We start from the raw sequence: 14063 nt of genomic DNA on the forward strand, positions 1-14063 counted from the left end.
CCGGCGCCCGGTCAGGTGCCGAAGCGGCGCCAGGAGCGGGCCAGCCTGTCCGCGTCCATGCCCCGGCCGATCAGCACGATCACGCCTTCCTCGGGGGGCGGTCCGGCCAGGACGCTGTTGTCATCGGGCAGGATCTCGGGCGGCTGGACCACCCGGCGCACCGATTGCAGCAGCAGCCGCCCGGCGGGCGTGCGCACCACGCCCTTGATGCGCACGATGTCCTCGCCCCGGGCCTGGATCAGCGCCGACAGCCAGGTGGACAGCGCCACCCACCCGTCTTCGCGGCCCACGTCCAGGCGATAGGGCAGGATCGGTTCGCCGGCGCCAAGCGGGGGCAGGTCGAACGGCATCAGTCCGTCTTCCGGCGGCAGCGGAACGGGAACGCCCTGTTCCGCCGCCGACAGCGCCGCTGCGGGGTTGAGCGCGCGCAGCGTCAGCGCCAGCCGGGCCAGCGTCACGGGATCGGCCTGCATCGGCTTGGTCAGGATCAACTCGTCCGCCGCCTCGATCTGCGCGCGGGCGAGGGGTTCGGTGGCAAGCTGGGGGCCGCAGTGAAGGCCGTCCACCAGGACCAGCACCCGCGCCACGGCCAGCCGGCGCACCAGCACGGGATCGCCCGCGATGGCCGCCGCGATCCGGCCCGGGTCGGCCAACCCGCTGGTTTCCAGCAGGACGCCCGCGACCTGTCCCGCCTGCCTGCCGCTGGCCGCGTCGCAGATCGCGCGCAGGGCGGCCAGCAGGGCAGGCAGCCCCGCGCAGCAGGCGCAGCCGCCCGCCAGCACGGTGATCCGGCCTGCCCCGGCCAGCAGCAGGTTGTCCACCGGGGTTTCCGCCGCCTCGTTGACCAGGACGTGATGCCCGCCGAACCGCCCCATGTGCAGCTGGTGGCGCAGCCAGGTGCTTTTGCCCGCGCCCAGGAAGCCGCCCAGGATGGTCAGCGGCAACCGGCCGTCCGAACGGGATTCAGCCATCGGCCAGGGCCCGGTCGGACAGCGGGTCGATGGGCTGGCCCGCCATCCGTTCCGCCGCCCCCCACAGCGCGGCCAGATCGGGCACCAGTTCCCGCTGGCCGCCCGACGCGAACAGTTGCAGGCCGGGGGTGGCGCCGTCGTCCCAGGCCTTCAGCCCGAAGGGGGCCAGAAGGCGGTTTACTGCCTCCAGCCGGGCGAAGCGCAGCCGCAGCCGGTCGCCGGGCGTCTGCGCACCCGCATCCGTCCAGTGGCCGGGGGCGGCCGGAAAGCCGCAGGCGCTGCACATGACGGCTCAGATCACCTCGGGCCGCTTGCCCGAGTCGAAGGGATAGCGGGCGCGGAAATCGTCGGCGATGTCTTCAAAGGTGGCCCATTCGACGCCGTCATGGCCGTTGATGTGTTCGATCAGCCGTTCCAGCATCAGCAGCACCTGCGGACGGCCCGCCACGTCGGGATGGATGGTGAAGGCGAAGACGCCGTAGTCCATTTCCCGATACACCCAGTCGAACTGGTCGCGCCACATTTCCTCGATATGGCGGGGATTGACGAAGCCGTGGCTGTTGGGCGCCTTCTTCATGAACATCATCGGCGGCAGATCGTCCACATACCAGTTGGCCGCGATGTCCACGAGGTCGATCTCGTGGCCGTGCTTCAGCGGGTGCATCCACTCCTTCGCCTGCCTGGTATAGTCGATGGTGTTCCATTCGTCGCCCACGCGGGCATAGAAGGGCTGGAAGTCGCGATAGCCCTGCGAATGATCATAGCTGAAATTGTATTTCTGAAGCAGCGCGGCGGTGGAATTCGACATCTCCCACCAGGGCGCGACATAGCCGCGCGGGGCGCGCCCGGTCAGGCCCTCGATCAGCTCGATGGACTTGACCAGCACGTCTTCCTCCTGCTGGGGGGTCATGGCGATGGGGTTTTCGTGCAGGTATCCATGCGCGCCGACCTCGTGGCCCGCGTCCACGATCATCCGCATCTGGTCGGGAAAGGTTTCCAGCGAATGGCCGGGGATGAAGAAGCTGGTGCGCAGGTCGTATTTCCTGAACAGCCGCAGCAGGCGCGGGATGCCGACCTCGGTCGCGAAGATGCCGCGCTGGATGTCGGACGGGCTGTCGCCGCCGCCATAGGATCCGATCCAGCCCGCGACGGAATCGATGTCGGTGCCGAAGGCGCAGTAGATTTTCTTGGTCATCGTGATCTCCCTGTGAAGGTGTTTGCAGGATCGCCGGGCTGCCAGGCCAGGTCGGTGAAGGCGCCGAACCGGCCCGGCGCGCCGGTCATCAAGGCCAGCATCAGGACCAGCCGGGCCTTGAGCGCGTCCAGGTCGCCGCTGCCCGTCAGGCCGCGGTTCAGCAGGTCGATTTCCCCGCCCGCCTGGCCATAGGTCCGCGACAGCACGCGCCCGCCGCGCGTGCGGCTGGCAAAGATCACCGGGATCCGGCGTGCCGCCGCCGCCAACGGATCCATCCAGGACGACAGCACATGCCCGCCGCCCGCCAGATCCAGCACCAGGCCGGCGGCGCCCGCGTCCAGGCAGGCCTGAACCAGCAGGGGCGGATCGGACAGGCCGGGCTTCAGGATCGGCACGAAGGGCAGGGGGGCGCCCTGCGGCAGGTCGAACGTGGCCCCGCGCGGCGGCTTGGCGTAAAGGGCGGGGCGGCCTTCGGCCATCCAGCCAAGGGGCGAGGGCGACCAGAAGGCCCCGGTGGCCGAGGTGTCGCGTTTCTGCACCCAGGCCGCAGGGTGGATCACGTCGTCGAAGGCGACGATCACGCCCAGGTCGCGGCAGCCGGGATCGGCCGCGCAGGCCACGGCGGCCAGCAGGTTGGCCGGGCCGTCCGCCCCGGGCAGCGAGGGGTTGCGCATCGCCCCCGTCACCACCACCGGCATGTCGCCCCGGTGCAGCAGGTTCAGAAGAAAGGCCGTTTCCTCGATGGTGTCGGTGCCCTGCGTGACCACGACCCCGGCGGTGCCCCCGTCTTCATGGTCGCGGATCGCCGCCGCCAAGTCGAAGACCAGCGGCAGGCCGATCTCGGTCGAGGGCAGGTTCGACAGGTTGCGCGCGTTGATCCGCGCCAAGGCGTCCAGTTGCGGCACCGCCGCCACCAGATCCGCGCCGGTCAGGCTGGGGGCCACGCCCGCCGCGCCGGCATCCGGGGCGCAGGCGATGGTGCCGCCAAGGGCGATGATCTCGACCCGGGGTGTCATCTAATCCTCGTGCGGGGTGCCGGTCGAGTCGTTCGTGCCGGGCAGGTGATGGTTCATGGCCGCGTCCCAGGCGGCGTGGACGGTGTCGCCGACGCCGTGGGGGTGGGCAAAGTAATCCTCGTCGTCCATGTAGATCATGAACTCCTCGCCCAACCCGGTCTCCAGCGCGACCTTCACGAAGGTGCCCTGGTATTCGATGTTGACGACGGTGCCGGACAGGCCGTTCCGCGCCGCCGCGTCCGGGCGGATCGCGATGCGGTCGCGGCGCACGGAAAAGCGCAGATCCTGGCCCGGTTCGACATCCCGCGCGGCGGGCAGGTCATAGGAAACGCCGTTCCGCCCCGCGACCACCGCCGTGGTCCCGTCGATGCGGTCAACCCTTCCCGCCAGCACGTTCTGCCCGCCCATGAAGCGCGCCACATAGGGGCTGTGCGGGCGGTTGTAGATCTCTCGCGGGCTGGCGGCCTGTTCGATCAGCCCGTGGTCCATCACCACCACCTGGTCGGCGAGCGCGATCGCCTCGGGTTGGGTATGGGTGACGTGGATGAAGGTAATGCCCAGGTCGTTCTGCAACCGCTTCAGTTCGACCCGCATCTTCAGCCGCAGGAATTCGTCCAGGGCGGACAGCGGTTCGTCCAGCAGCAGCACCTTGGGCTTGTTGATCAGCGCGCGGGCCAGGGCCACGCGCTGCTGCTGGCCGCCCGACAGTTCCGACGGCACCCGGTCGGCCAGGTGCAGAAGCTGCACCCGGTCCAGCATCTCGCGCGCGGCCTGGCGGCGGTCGTCGGCGCGCACGCCCTTGACGCGCAGGCTGAAGGCCACGTTGTCGGTCAGCGACAGGTGCGGGAACAGGGCATAGTTCTGGAACATCAGCGCCGTGCCCCGGCTGCCGGTGCGGGCCGTGGTCACGTCGGTCCCGCCGATCAGGATGGCGCCCGATGTCGGCGTCTCGTGCCCGGCGATCATCCGCAGCAGCGTGGTCTTGCCGCAGCCGGACGGGCCGATCATGCAGCAATAGGCGCCGCCCGCGATGGTCAGATCGACGTTGTTCACGGCCTTGGTCCGCCCATAGAGCTTGGTCACGTGGCGGATGTCGATGCGGCTTTGTTCGGTCATTCGGTCCTTCCCCTGGCGCGCGACCGCTGTTTCTGGATCACGGCGATGGCCAGGAAGGCCGTGGCGATCACCAGGAAGCTGACGGCGGATGTCACCGTGCCGATGGCATACAGCGCGGGCGTGGTGACGTTGGTGGTCATGTTGGAAATCTCGATGGGCAGGGTGTTCCGGCCCCCCACGGTCAGAAGCGACCGCGGCATCTCGTCATAGGACAGGGTAAAGCCGAACAGCGCCACCGCGATCAGGCCGGGAAACAGGATCGGCACGGTGACAAGGCCCAAGACCTGCCAGGGCCGGGCGCCGGCGTCGCGGGCCGCTTCCTCCCACGATCCGTCGAAGCGGTTCAGGACGGCGAACATGATCAGCAGGCCGAAGGGCAGCGTCCAGGACAGATGCGCGCCAAGGCCCGACATCCACCAGGCCAGCCGCAGGCCCAAGAGCTGGAACAGCTGGCTGATGCCAAGGCCCAGCAGGATGCCCGGCACGATCAGGCTGACAATGGACAGATAGAAGATCGGCCCCGCGCCCCAGAACCGGCGGCGGAAGCCCAGGGCCGCGAATAGGCACACCACCGCCGTGATCGCCATGGCCATGACGCCCAGGACCAGCGACCGCCGGAACGCCCCGCCCAGGTCGCCATAGCGGCTGGAGGTCCACAGGTCGTTGAACCAATGCGTGGACACCCCCCGCATCGGGAAGGTCAGCCCGCCGGTCGGCCCCTGGAAGCTGAGGATGAAGATCATCAGCATCGGGCCATAAAGAAACAGCACGAACAGCGCGAAGAACGCCGCCAGGACGTAAAAGCCCGCACCCCGGCGCGTGGATGATTGCGTCATGTGTGCCCCCTACCGCGCCAGTTCCGCGCGGATGTCCACCACCCGCAGAATGGCCGAGACCATCAGCACCACAACCAGCACCAGCAGCACTGCCAGGGCCGCGGCCTGGGGATAGAACAGCTGGTCGATCTGGTTCTTCATGGCCGACACCACGGACGCGCTTTGCCCCCCGCTCATCACCCGGACGACGAAGAAATCGCCCATCACCAGCGTGACCACGAAGATCGACCCAAGCGCGATTCCGGTCCTGGACAGCGGGATGATCACGCCGGTCAGGATCTGCCAGGAATTGGCGCCGGCGTCGCGCGCGGCCTCGATCAGGTTGGGGTTGATCTTGGCCATGCTGTTGAAGATCGGCACGATCATGAACAGCGTGAACAGGTGGATATAGGTCAGCACCACCGCGAAATCCGAATACAGCAGGATGTCCAGCGGCTGCTGGGTCAGACCCGCCCCCATCAGCATCTGGTTGAACAGCCCCTCGCGCCCCAGGAAGGGGATCCAGCTGACCATGCGGATCACGTTCGAGGTCCAGAACGGGATCGTGCAGAGCAGGAACAGCCCGATCTGCCATTTCAGGTTGCGGACATGGAAAACCAGAAAATAGGAACATGTGAAGCCGATCAGGACGGTCGCCACCAGCACCATAGCCGCGTATTTCAGCGTGTTGACAAACAGCGTCAGCGTGACGCCGGCGGACAGTACGTCGCGGTAGTTCTGCCAAGTGAAGGCAGGATAGACGGAAATCCCGTCCGACTCCCAGAAGCTGAGCAACAGCACCGTGCCGATGGGAATGCCGACCATGGCCAGCATGATGATGGCAAGCGGCGCCACCTGAAGATAGGGGGTCATGCGCGTACCGCCCCCCGATGATTGCGCGGACATGACAGGGTTCCTTGGGCCAGGTGCCGTTCCATGAAGGGGCGGCGGGCCGCGCCGCCCCGCTCATCAGGCCGAGATGAACTCGTTCCAGCGCTGGACCATGTAGCGTTCCTCGTCCATTACCGTATTCCAGCAGGCGACATTGCCCATGCGATCCTGGAAGGACCCGCCGTCGCGTACGGCGCCGGCCTTGTCCATCACCGCGCCGTAAGGATCCAGGATGTCCTCGGTCGCGGGCTTGCCTTCGTACCAGTAGCCCACTTCATTCGGCGTCAGGTTGGCCAAGGCGGTTTCAGGAACCGATGAGTAATAGCCCTGCCGGGCGATGAAGGCACCCTGCCAGCCAGTTAGATACCAGTTCAGGTATTCATAAGCTGCCTCGCGCTTCAGCCCTTCCAGATGACCCATTAGGCCCATTCCCAGGCCCCAGCCGCGATACCCTTCCTTCAGGCCTTGATAGACGCATTCGAGACCGCGCGATTTCACCGCCGTCACGGCAGGCGACCACATCGACTGGATCACCACTTCGCCCGCAGCCATCAGGTTCACGGATTCGTCGAAAGTGGACCAGAAGGCACGGAACTGGTCCGCCTTCTTCAACTCGATCAATCGGGTGATGGTGTGGTCGATCTCGTCCCGGGTCATGTTGCCCTTGTCGCCATAGGTGATCTCTCCCATCGCCTCCAGCGCCATGGCGGCGTCCATGATGCCGATCTGCGGGATGTTCACCAGGGCGGTCTTGCCCTTGAATTCGGGGTTGAACAACTCGGCCCAGCTTTCGACAGGCCGACCGATGAGGTCCGACCGGATTCCCACCGTGTCGGCATTGTAGATCGTCGGCATGGTGGTCGCGTAATCGGTGGCCTCGGCTGCGAAGGACGTGTCACCGGGGCCGCCGGTATACATCACCTCGAAGGGCATGGTGCCCTGGCGAGAGAGCTCGGACCCGTCGAAGTTCTTGCCCTCCCTCATCAGCGGCGTCATCTTCGACCAGTTGGCGATCTTGGCAATTTCCACGGGTTGCAGCTTGCCCGACCGCCAGACCTTCTGCATGGCCCAGAACTCCAGGTCGGCGATATCGATGGTCTCGGGCTGGCTGACGACCTTGGTCATCAACGAGGTGCTGTCGGCGGTCTGCGGAACGATCCTGAATCCCAAATCGGCACTGGCCTTTTCCGCAATGTCCGCGATCACCGAATAGGACGGCCCAACCTGGTTCAGGGTCACGTCCTTGATGTTCTGCGCCCAGATCATCGGCGCGCCGAGGATGCCGGACCCGGCCGCAACCCCGGCCGTCGCGGCCGAGGTCTTCAGAAAGCCGCGGCGCGTCAGCCTCGCGGAGTCCTCATCATTCATGTCTATCATGCCATCTCTCCCGGTTGGTTGCCGCGGCATCTGCCACGGAATTACGCCGGCCCGGGCCAGTTCTGCGGCCTTCTGAGACTCAGCGGCGATAGGATTACGGTAGCAAACTGTCTTTGGGATGCAATGCGCATTTTCGGCTTTGCTCCAAGAATATATCTATTAGGATTGCTGAGGGTATTCAGGGAAATGACTGCCTGTTTGCACCGAAAACCTGCGCGAATTTTGAGCAATGAGCGAATCGGCATGATCTCGGATGGCAAAGAATGGACAGGCCGCGTCAGGGACACGGGCAGTGCCTTTCTGTATACGTCTGTGCGTGATCTTCTTGCGGCCAAGATCCGGCAGGACGAACTGCCTGAAGGAGCCCTGCTGAAAGAGGCGCCGATTTCCAGCCAGCTGGGGATAAGCCGAGCGCCGGTGCGCCGGGCCCTAGCGCTTCTCGCTGAAGACGGCTTGGTCACTGCGGCGGCGGGTCAGGGCTATGTCGTCGGACGATCAGGCATTCCCCTGCGGTTGTCGTCCCGGCGCCTGCACGAAATCCTCGCACCGGAAACTGGCGACCTGAACCGTACTGCCTCGTGGGAGCGGATCTTTTCTGAAGTGGCCGATGTCGTCACAAGCTGCATGCCCTTCGGCAGTTTTCGCATCCAAGAAACCGAACTCGGCGATCATTTCAACGTCAGCCGCACCGTCGCGCGCGAGGTATTGTGGCGCCTGATGGACCGGCGGCTGGTCGAGAAGAACCGCAAGTCCCACTGGATCGTCGGCCAGATGACGGCCCGGGATCTGCGCGACACGCTTCAGATGCGCCGCCTTCTTGAACCCGGGGCACTCGGGATGGTCGCGGCCGACCGCGCCAACGAAGGCTTTGACCGGCTTTTGGGGGACATCGAGGCGGCGATCGACAGCTTTCCCGCCTGCGGCGGCGCGACAATCGATCGGCTGGAGGAGGCGATGTTCGTGGACATGTACCGGGACGTGCGCAATTCGCGTCTTTTGGGGTCGATCCGCCGGAATCAGTTGTCCCTTCTGGTGCCCCGCCTGTTCAGGCGCCACTTTCCCATCATCGACGACCTGCCCGCCCTGCAGGAATATGCCCGGATCCTGCGTCACCTGGGGCAGGGACAGGTCCGGCAGGCCCAGGCTGTCCTGCACGGTCACCTGTGCCGCATCGAAGCCTTGGCCTTGGCGCGGCTACGGGTTCTGTCGCTGCTCGAGGCGCCAGACATGGCCCCCTATATGACGCCCGTCTATCGAGGCCAGGATGGCTGAGGCGCTGCGGGTCATCGGTACATCCGCCACCCTGACCGAGGCGCTGCGCCGGCAGGCCCATGCCGACCTGGACTTCCCCGTGCAGTTCGAGGTGCTGGACGGGCTGTCGTGCCAGAGCCGGGGCGTCCTGTCCCCCGACAGCTATGACGTCTACGATCAGTGGTTCCATTCGGTAGACCTTCTGTGGACGGCAGGGTCGATCCAGCCGATCGACACGTCCCGGATCAGACATTGGCGGGATGTCTGGGCCTCGGATGTCTTCGCAGGACCGGGGCGCGGCTTCGGGACGCGCCCCGCCGATGTGCTGTTCGTCCAGCCCGACCGGTCGCTGTCGGCCACGCCCGCCTCGGCCCACCCGGTCATCTCGATGCTGCCGACCTCTTACAACATGGATAGCTTCGCCTATGCGCCGGAACTGGCGCTACGCCGGCATCCTGCCGAGCCGGAAAGCTGGGCCTGGCTTCTGGACAGCCGCTGGCATGGGCGATGCGCGCTGAGCCTGGATCCGGCTGCCAGCGCTGTCGAGCTTGCCTTGGCCGTCCAGGCCGCCGGGCTGATGAGGATAGGCGACCCCGGCGATCTGACGGTCGAAGAGATCGACGAGATGTTCGGGCATTTGATGGCGCGCAAGCGCAGCGGCCATTTCAGCCGCTTCTGGAGTTCGGCCGAGGACTCGATCCGCCTGCTGTCGACGTCGGGCTGCGTCCTGTCTTCGTTGTGGTCGCCCGCCTATTACGGGCTGAGGAGCTTGGACCACGATCTGACCTATGCCGCCCCGGTGGAAGGGTATCGTGGCTGGCATTCGGGCATGAGCCTGTCCGCCGCCCTTCACGGCGACCGCTTGGATATGGCCTATCGCTATCTGAACTGGTGGCTTGACGGCGTACCGGGCGCGATCATGGCGCGGCAGGGCTATTACGTCTCGGTGCCGTCGCGGCTGTGCGAAACCCTGACGGACCAGGAATGGGACTATTGGTATGGCGGCCTTCCGGCAGCCGCGGATCTGCCCGACCAGTCTGGAGCGATCATCGTGCAGAAGGGCGAGCGTCGCGCTGGAGGAAGCTATCAACAGCGCCTTTCGAATATCACCGTCTGGAGCACCATCATGCCCGAACACAATTACCTGGTCCGGCGCTGGCATGAGTTCCTTCAAGGTTAGGCCTGGCTGCCGGGAAGCGAATAGGCTCTCACCCCTTCTGCCAATGCGCCACGATTTCAGCCATGTCAGCGGGTGGCCGCGATCGCCCACCATGTATTCGTGCATGGCGCTACGTGCCTTGGGTTCGGTTGCAGCTCAGAAAAAGGCCCGGCCTTGGAGTAGGTTTAGGTCGCGCAGGACTTCCAGAAGTGGCACGGGATCGGCGTCCTGTCCCACGGGCCGATCCTATAGTGGAGGGTAGTCGGCTTGACTGTCGATCACCTACTCCTCAGCTTCAGAACTGACGGCGACTGGGCTGGTGACCCTGGTGCCGGCGTGTAACTCCTCGATCCAGCGGTTGATAACGGGCAACGCGGTTTCGTCGCCCCCTAGCAGTCATCAGTCGAAGACTGGTGCCGCCATGGCTGAACTGTGCGGGCTGCTAATCTACAGCACGTTGCCCAGCTGCATTGACAATGCCCATGCCTTCGCCGGGTCCGCTGCACGGACTGTGGAATCAAACGCAAGGCTGCCTGCGTCGAAGCAGCGGGGGGTATAGTAGCGCATGATTGGGAACTCCGACCTGCGGCGCCCGGCCCAGATAGCCCGCCATTACGGTCGGGCCGTCCACGACGATCTCTCCGTCCTCGATCCGCAGGTCCAGTCCCGGCACGGACTGCATGGCCGACCCCCCAGGCGCGTCAGCAGGGGTCAGGGCCACCACCGAGCAGGCCTCGGACAGGCCATAGCCCTCGGCCACGGGCAGGCTTAAGGCACGCGCCTCGGCGAGCAGCGCGGGCGAGACAGGGGCGCCGCCCACAGCGACATAGCGCAGCCCGCGGGGGGCAGGGATGCCTTCGCGCAGCGCGGCGACCCACAGCGTCAACTGGCGCGGTGCCAGCACTGTTACCGTCGGATCACAGGCAACGGCGCGGCGGGCCAGTGCCCGGCCGTCGCCGGAAAAAAGGCAGGCAGTGCCTTCAGGACACAGCACCGTCTCGGCCCCCGCGAGGATCGGCAGGAAGATACCGGAGATCTGTTCCAAAAGTTGCGCCTGGGGCAGAACCGACAGGTAGCGGTCGCCCGGCCCGGGCCCAATCGCCTGCGAAAGCCCCAGGGCCGATGCCGTCACCTGACGGTCCCCCAGGATCACGCCCTTTGGGCGGCCGGTGGTGCCCGAGGTATAGATGACCCGCGCGGCACCGCCCGAATAGGCCAGCGGCAGCCCGGTCGCATCAGCGGGCAGACGATCGATCAGCATCGCCCCTGAGTCGGCCAGCAGATGCGCGACCTGCCCGGCCGAGAAGAAGCCGGGCACCGGCACCACGCAACGGCCCGCCAGCGTCGCCGCCAGATCGCCGATTACATAGTCTAGCCCGGCAAGGGCCAGCCCCACGCAGCGCGGGCCGGCGGCAAATCCCGCCGCCGCGCGGGACACGGCGCGGGCCAGGTCCGCCCAGGTCATGGTGCGCTCGCCGTCGCGAAAGGCGATGGCGCCGGGGCGGTCCTGTGCGTGGCGGGCAAGGGCATCGAAGATCGGCGTCATTCGGGTCGGGCTCCGGTCAGGTGCTGGCCCCGGCGGGGCATGAAGCGCAGCGGCTGCGCGCTGTCCTGCAGCGCGCAGACCCAGGGGTCGGTCTGGTAGTAGCGGCCCCAGCGGGCGGCATAGGGCAGCCGGTGGGGGCGGGCAGGGGCCAGCGGCAGCAGCGGCACACCTGTGCGCCGCAAGAGCCGCATCAACGGCCCCGTTGCGGTGAAAATCCCCAGTATTTCCCTGTGCGCCGCCCCTCGGCGGTGACGGCTTCGATCAGCGGCAGGGCCGCCGCAGGATGCGGGCAGGCCATCGAGGTCACCTCGATCACCTCCTGGGGGAGGACGGGGCTGCCCGACAGGTGGGTCAGCAACTGGTCCACGGGATCTTCCAGATAGACCTGCGAAAAGAACCCGCGTGCGGCATCGCGCATCCCAGCGGCGCCCAGGATCGCACCGTTGCCAGACCGTGCGATGGCCAGGCGCATGTCGGGCACGGTGATCTCCGCCCCATGGGCCTGAAGGAAATGCGCCTCGATCATGGCGGCGGCGGGCTGCCAGCCCGCATCCCGCCAGTCCAGGAAGTCAATCCGCATGCCGGGGCCCGGCGGCGACGGGATAGGTGAAGGCGGTCATGTCAGTGGGTCCTTTTCTGCTCGTTGCGCCCATCAATCCGCCCAGCCTTGCGACAAGCTTACAGGCAGGGCGCTCGCCCTCACGTTTCCGCGATGCGAATTTTCGTTGATCGGCCTGCGTCTTCCCGGCATGTCTGGCCTGTCGTCATGAAGGGGGCACTCATGCGGGTCCTGCTGGTCGAGGATGAGGCCGATATCGCCGATGCGCTGCTGCGGTTCCTGCGCGCCCAGGGCCATGCCGTGGACCACGCCGCCGACCTCGAAACGGCGCGGACCTCGATTGCCGTGGCGGATCATAGGGCGATCCTGCTGGATCTCGCGCTGCCGGACGGCTCGGGGCTGGACCTGCTGCGCGACCTGCGTCGGGGTGGCAACAGGGTGCCGGTGCTGATCGCGACCGCGCGGGACCGGATCTCTGACCGCATCGCTGGGCTGGATGCAGGGGCCGACGATTACGTGGTCAAGCCTTATGATCTGGCCGAAGTCGAAGCCCGGCTGCGCGCCCTTGCCCGCCGCGCATCCGGCGATCCCGCACCGGAGAGCAGGGTCGGCGGGCTGACAGTAGACCGGGCCGGCGCGCGGATGTTCCGCGACGGGAGCGAGATCCGCCTGACCTCGCGCGAATGGGCGCTGTTTGACGCGTTGCTGTCGGCGCGGGGGCGCGTGCTGTCGAAGCAGGTGCTGGAAGAACGGCTTTATGCCTTCGACAATGCGATCGAGGGCAATGCGGTCGAGGTCTATGTTTCCCGCCTGCGCACCAAGCTGGGCGCGGACGCGATCCAGACCCGGCGTGGCCTCGGATACCTGATCCCGTGAGCCGCCCGTGGTCCCTGCGGGGCAGGCTGGTGCGCCGGGTGGTGCTGGGCGCCAGCCTCAGCTGGCTTGTTGGCGTGGGTCTTGCCGCCCTGGTCATCGCCCACGAGATGTCGGAGCTGATGGACGAGACGCTGAAAGGTTGGGCCCAACTGACGATCGATCTTCATCGTCGCACCGACAACGTCGACGCGATGGCGCGGTCGGCGGGCATGATCCGCATCATCGAGGACGGCCGGGAACTCTCGGGCGTCCCATGGCCGCCTCTGACCGAGGATGGTGGCCACGATGTCCCCGGCTGGCGCGTTTATCGCCAGTCCGCCCTCTGGGGTGATCTTGCCGTCGAGGTGGGGCAAAGCGACGAATGGCGCCGCGATGAACTGCTGGAAAGCGTGGCATGGCTGATTGCGCTGATGCTGCCGGTCCTGCTGGCCGCGCTTGTGGCCGTGCGCAGGGCCGTGGCCTCGGCCCTGCAACCTGCGACGCGGTTTGCGCAGGCGCTGCGCGGCCGGTCGGCGCAGGATCTGTCCCCCCTCACGGAAGATCACCTGCCGCTTGAGCTGGCGCCGATCCCGCAGGCCCTGAACGTCTACTTGGACGATATCCGCGCCAGGGTCGAGGCCGAGCGGCAGTTCGCCACAAATGCCGCACACGAACTGCGCACCCCGGTCGCGGCCGCATCGGGGCAGGCCCAGCTGATCGCGGCAGGGCTGAGCGACGAAGCGGCCGCCGAGCGCCTGTCCGGCGCCTTGAACCGCATGGGTCACCTGATCGACCGCCTTCTGCACCTGTCGCGCGCTGAGGCGGGGGTCGCGGGGCACGGGCCGTCCGATCTCGTGCGGGTGGCCCGGATGGTGGCGGCCGATCTGGACACGCCGGTGCTGTTCGACGACGGCGAGAGTGAGACCATCTCGATTCCGGTCGATCCCGACGCGCTTGCGCTGATCCTGCGCAACCTGCTGCGCAATGCAGCCGACCACGGCCACGGCACTCCGCGAATGATACTGTCGCCTGGCCCCGTGCTGACGGTCAGCAACACCGTTCTGCCGGGGGCGAGCTTCCATCACGTCATGTTCGATAAGTCTGCAGGCTCAAAGGGAGCGGGGCTTGGCCTTGCCATCGTCACCCGCGTGGCGCAGGCGCAGGGGATTTCCGTCGATTACGCCATTGTCGATGGCACAGCGTCGGTGGCGGTGCGCTTTCCGCCGGGACCAAAGGAGCTATGCGGGGAAATGGGTGACGGGGTTTGAGAGGGCGGCGTATCGTGGCGGGTGCTGAAGCCTGCCAGAACTTC

16 protein-coding genes are annotated in these 14063 nt (G+C 66.6%); 4 read left to right on the top strand and 12 right to left on the bottom strand.

Going from position 1 to position 14063, the window contains the following annotated elements; translation table 11 throughout:
• Positions 1-11: 11 nt before the first annotated feature.
• From ACFOM8_RS19360 to ACFOM8_RS19395, 8 genes are all read right to left on the bottom strand, one after another.
• A complete protein-coding gene (locus tag ACFOM8_RS19360) occupies positions 12-971 on the bottom strand; it encodes a CobW family GTP-binding protein (protein ID WP_377763916.1) in 960 nt (319 codons plus the stop codon).
• Positions 964-1257: a hypothetical protein gene (locus ACFOM8_RS19365; protein WP_377763918.1), complete on the bottom strand. Its 294-nt coding sequence runs from the start codon at positions 1255-1257 to the stop codon at positions 964-966. The genes ACFOM8_RS19360 and ACFOM8_RS19365 overlap by 8 nt, the downstream gene beginning before the upstream one ends.
• Before the next feature lie 6 nt (positions 1258-1263).
• Positions 1264-2166, bottom strand: a complete 903-nt coding sequence (locus ACFOM8_RS19370) for a polysaccharide deacetylase family protein (RefSeq protein WP_377763920.1) — start codon at positions 2164-2166, stop codon at positions 1264-1266.
• Entirely contained in the window at positions 2163-3182 is a 1020-nt protein-coding gene (locus ACFOM8_RS19375; RefSeq protein WP_377763921.1) for an asparaginase, read from the bottom strand. Before ACFOM8_RS19375 ends, ACFOM8_RS19370 begins: the two co-directional genes overlap by 4 nt.
• The gene (locus ACFOM8_RS19380; protein ID WP_377763923.1) at positions 3183-4298 is read right to left on the bottom strand and encodes an ABC transporter ATP-binding protein; all 1116 of its coding nucleotides are present in this window, start codon (positions 4296-4298) and stop codon (positions 3183-3185) included.
• On the bottom strand, positions 4295-5134 hold the full coding sequence (locus ACFOM8_RS19385) for an ABC transporter permease (RefSeq protein ID WP_377763924.1): 840 nt from the start codon (positions 5132-5134) through the stop codon (positions 4295-4297). The genes ACFOM8_RS19380 and ACFOM8_RS19385 overlap by 4 nt, the downstream gene beginning before the upstream one ends.
• A 9-nt stretch (positions 5135-5143) precedes the next feature.
• Complete coding sequence (locus ACFOM8_RS19390) at positions 5144-5986, bottom strand: ABC transporter permease (protein ID WP_377763925.1); 843 nt, start codon at positions 5984-5986, stop codon at positions 5144-5146.
• A gap of 96 nt (positions 5987-6082) precedes the next feature.
• A complete protein-coding gene (locus tag ACFOM8_RS19395) occupies positions 6083-7372 on the bottom strand; it encodes an ABC transporter substrate-binding protein (protein ID WP_377763927.1) in 1290 nt (429 codons plus the stop codon).
• A 252-nt stretch (positions 7373-7624) separates the two neighbouring features.
• On the opposite strand from ACFOM8_RS19395, the gene ACFOM8_RS19400 reads away from it, so the two are divergent.
• Positions 7625-8653, top strand: coding sequence for a GntR family transcriptional regulator (locus ACFOM8_RS19400; protein ID WP_377763928.1), 1029 nt, complete (start codon positions 7625-7627; stop codon positions 8651-8653).
• Positions 8646-9812 (top strand): ABC transporter substrate-binding protein, encoded by a 1167-nt coding sequence (locus ACFOM8_RS19405; protein ID WP_377763929.1) that lies wholly within the window; start codon positions 8646-8648, stop codon positions 9810-9812. The genes ACFOM8_RS19400 and ACFOM8_RS19405 overlap by 8 nt, the downstream gene beginning before the upstream one ends.
• A gap of 261 nt (positions 9813-10073) precedes the next feature.
• Here ACFOM8_RS19405 and ACFOM8_RS19410 read toward each other — a convergent pair whose 3' ends face one another.
• From ACFOM8_RS19410 to ACFOM8_RS19425, 4 genes are all read right to left on the bottom strand, one after another.
• Positions 10074-10187, bottom strand: coding sequence for an SIP domain-containing protein (locus ACFOM8_RS19410; RefSeq protein WP_377763938.1), 114 nt, complete (start codon positions 10185-10187; stop codon positions 10074-10076).
• A 121-nt stretch (positions 10188-10308) separates the two neighbouring features.
• Complete coding sequence (locus tag ACFOM8_RS19415; RefSeq protein WP_377763931.1) at positions 10309-11337, bottom strand: AMP-binding protein; 1029 nt, start codon at positions 11335-11337, stop codon at positions 10309-10311.
• On the bottom strand, positions 11334-11519 hold the full coding sequence (locus ACFOM8_RS19420; RefSeq protein WP_377763932.1) for a thermostable hemolysin: 186 nt from the start codon (positions 11517-11519) through the stop codon (positions 11334-11336). The genes ACFOM8_RS19415 and ACFOM8_RS19420 overlap by 4 nt, the downstream gene beginning before the upstream one ends.
• An 8-nt stretch (positions 11520-11527) precedes the next feature.
• The gene (locus ACFOM8_RS19425; RefSeq protein WP_377763934.1) at positions 11528-11917 is read right to left on the bottom strand and encodes a thermostable hemolysin; all 390 of its coding nucleotides are present in this window, start codon (positions 11915-11917) and stop codon (positions 11528-11530) included.
• Positions 11918-12118: 201 nt separating this feature from the next.
• Here ACFOM8_RS19425 and ACFOM8_RS19430 point away from each other — a divergent pair, with 201 nt between their 5' ends.
• Both ACFOM8_RS19430 and ACFOM8_RS19435 read left to right on the top strand, forming a co-directional pair.
• On the top strand, positions 12119-12772 hold the full coding sequence (locus ACFOM8_RS19430; protein WP_377763935.1) for a response regulator transcription factor: 654 nt from the start codon (positions 12119-12121) through the stop codon (positions 12770-12772).
• Positions 12769-14019 carry a histidine kinase dimerization/phospho-acceptor domain-containing protein gene (locus tag ACFOM8_RS19435; protein ID WP_377763936.1) on the top strand — a complete coding sequence of 417 codons (1251 nt, stop codon included), beginning with the start codon at positions 12769-12771 and terminating at the stop codon, positions 14017-14019. Before ACFOM8_RS19430 ends, ACFOM8_RS19435 begins: the two co-directional genes overlap by 4 nt.
• Positions 14020-14063 lie beyond the last annotated feature (44 nt).

The organism is Paracoccus angustae, from assembly GCF_042648745.1.
Classification (GTDB): Bacteria; Pseudomonadota; Alphaproteobacteria; order Rhodobacterales; family Rhodobacteraceae; genus Paracoccus; species Paracoccus angustae.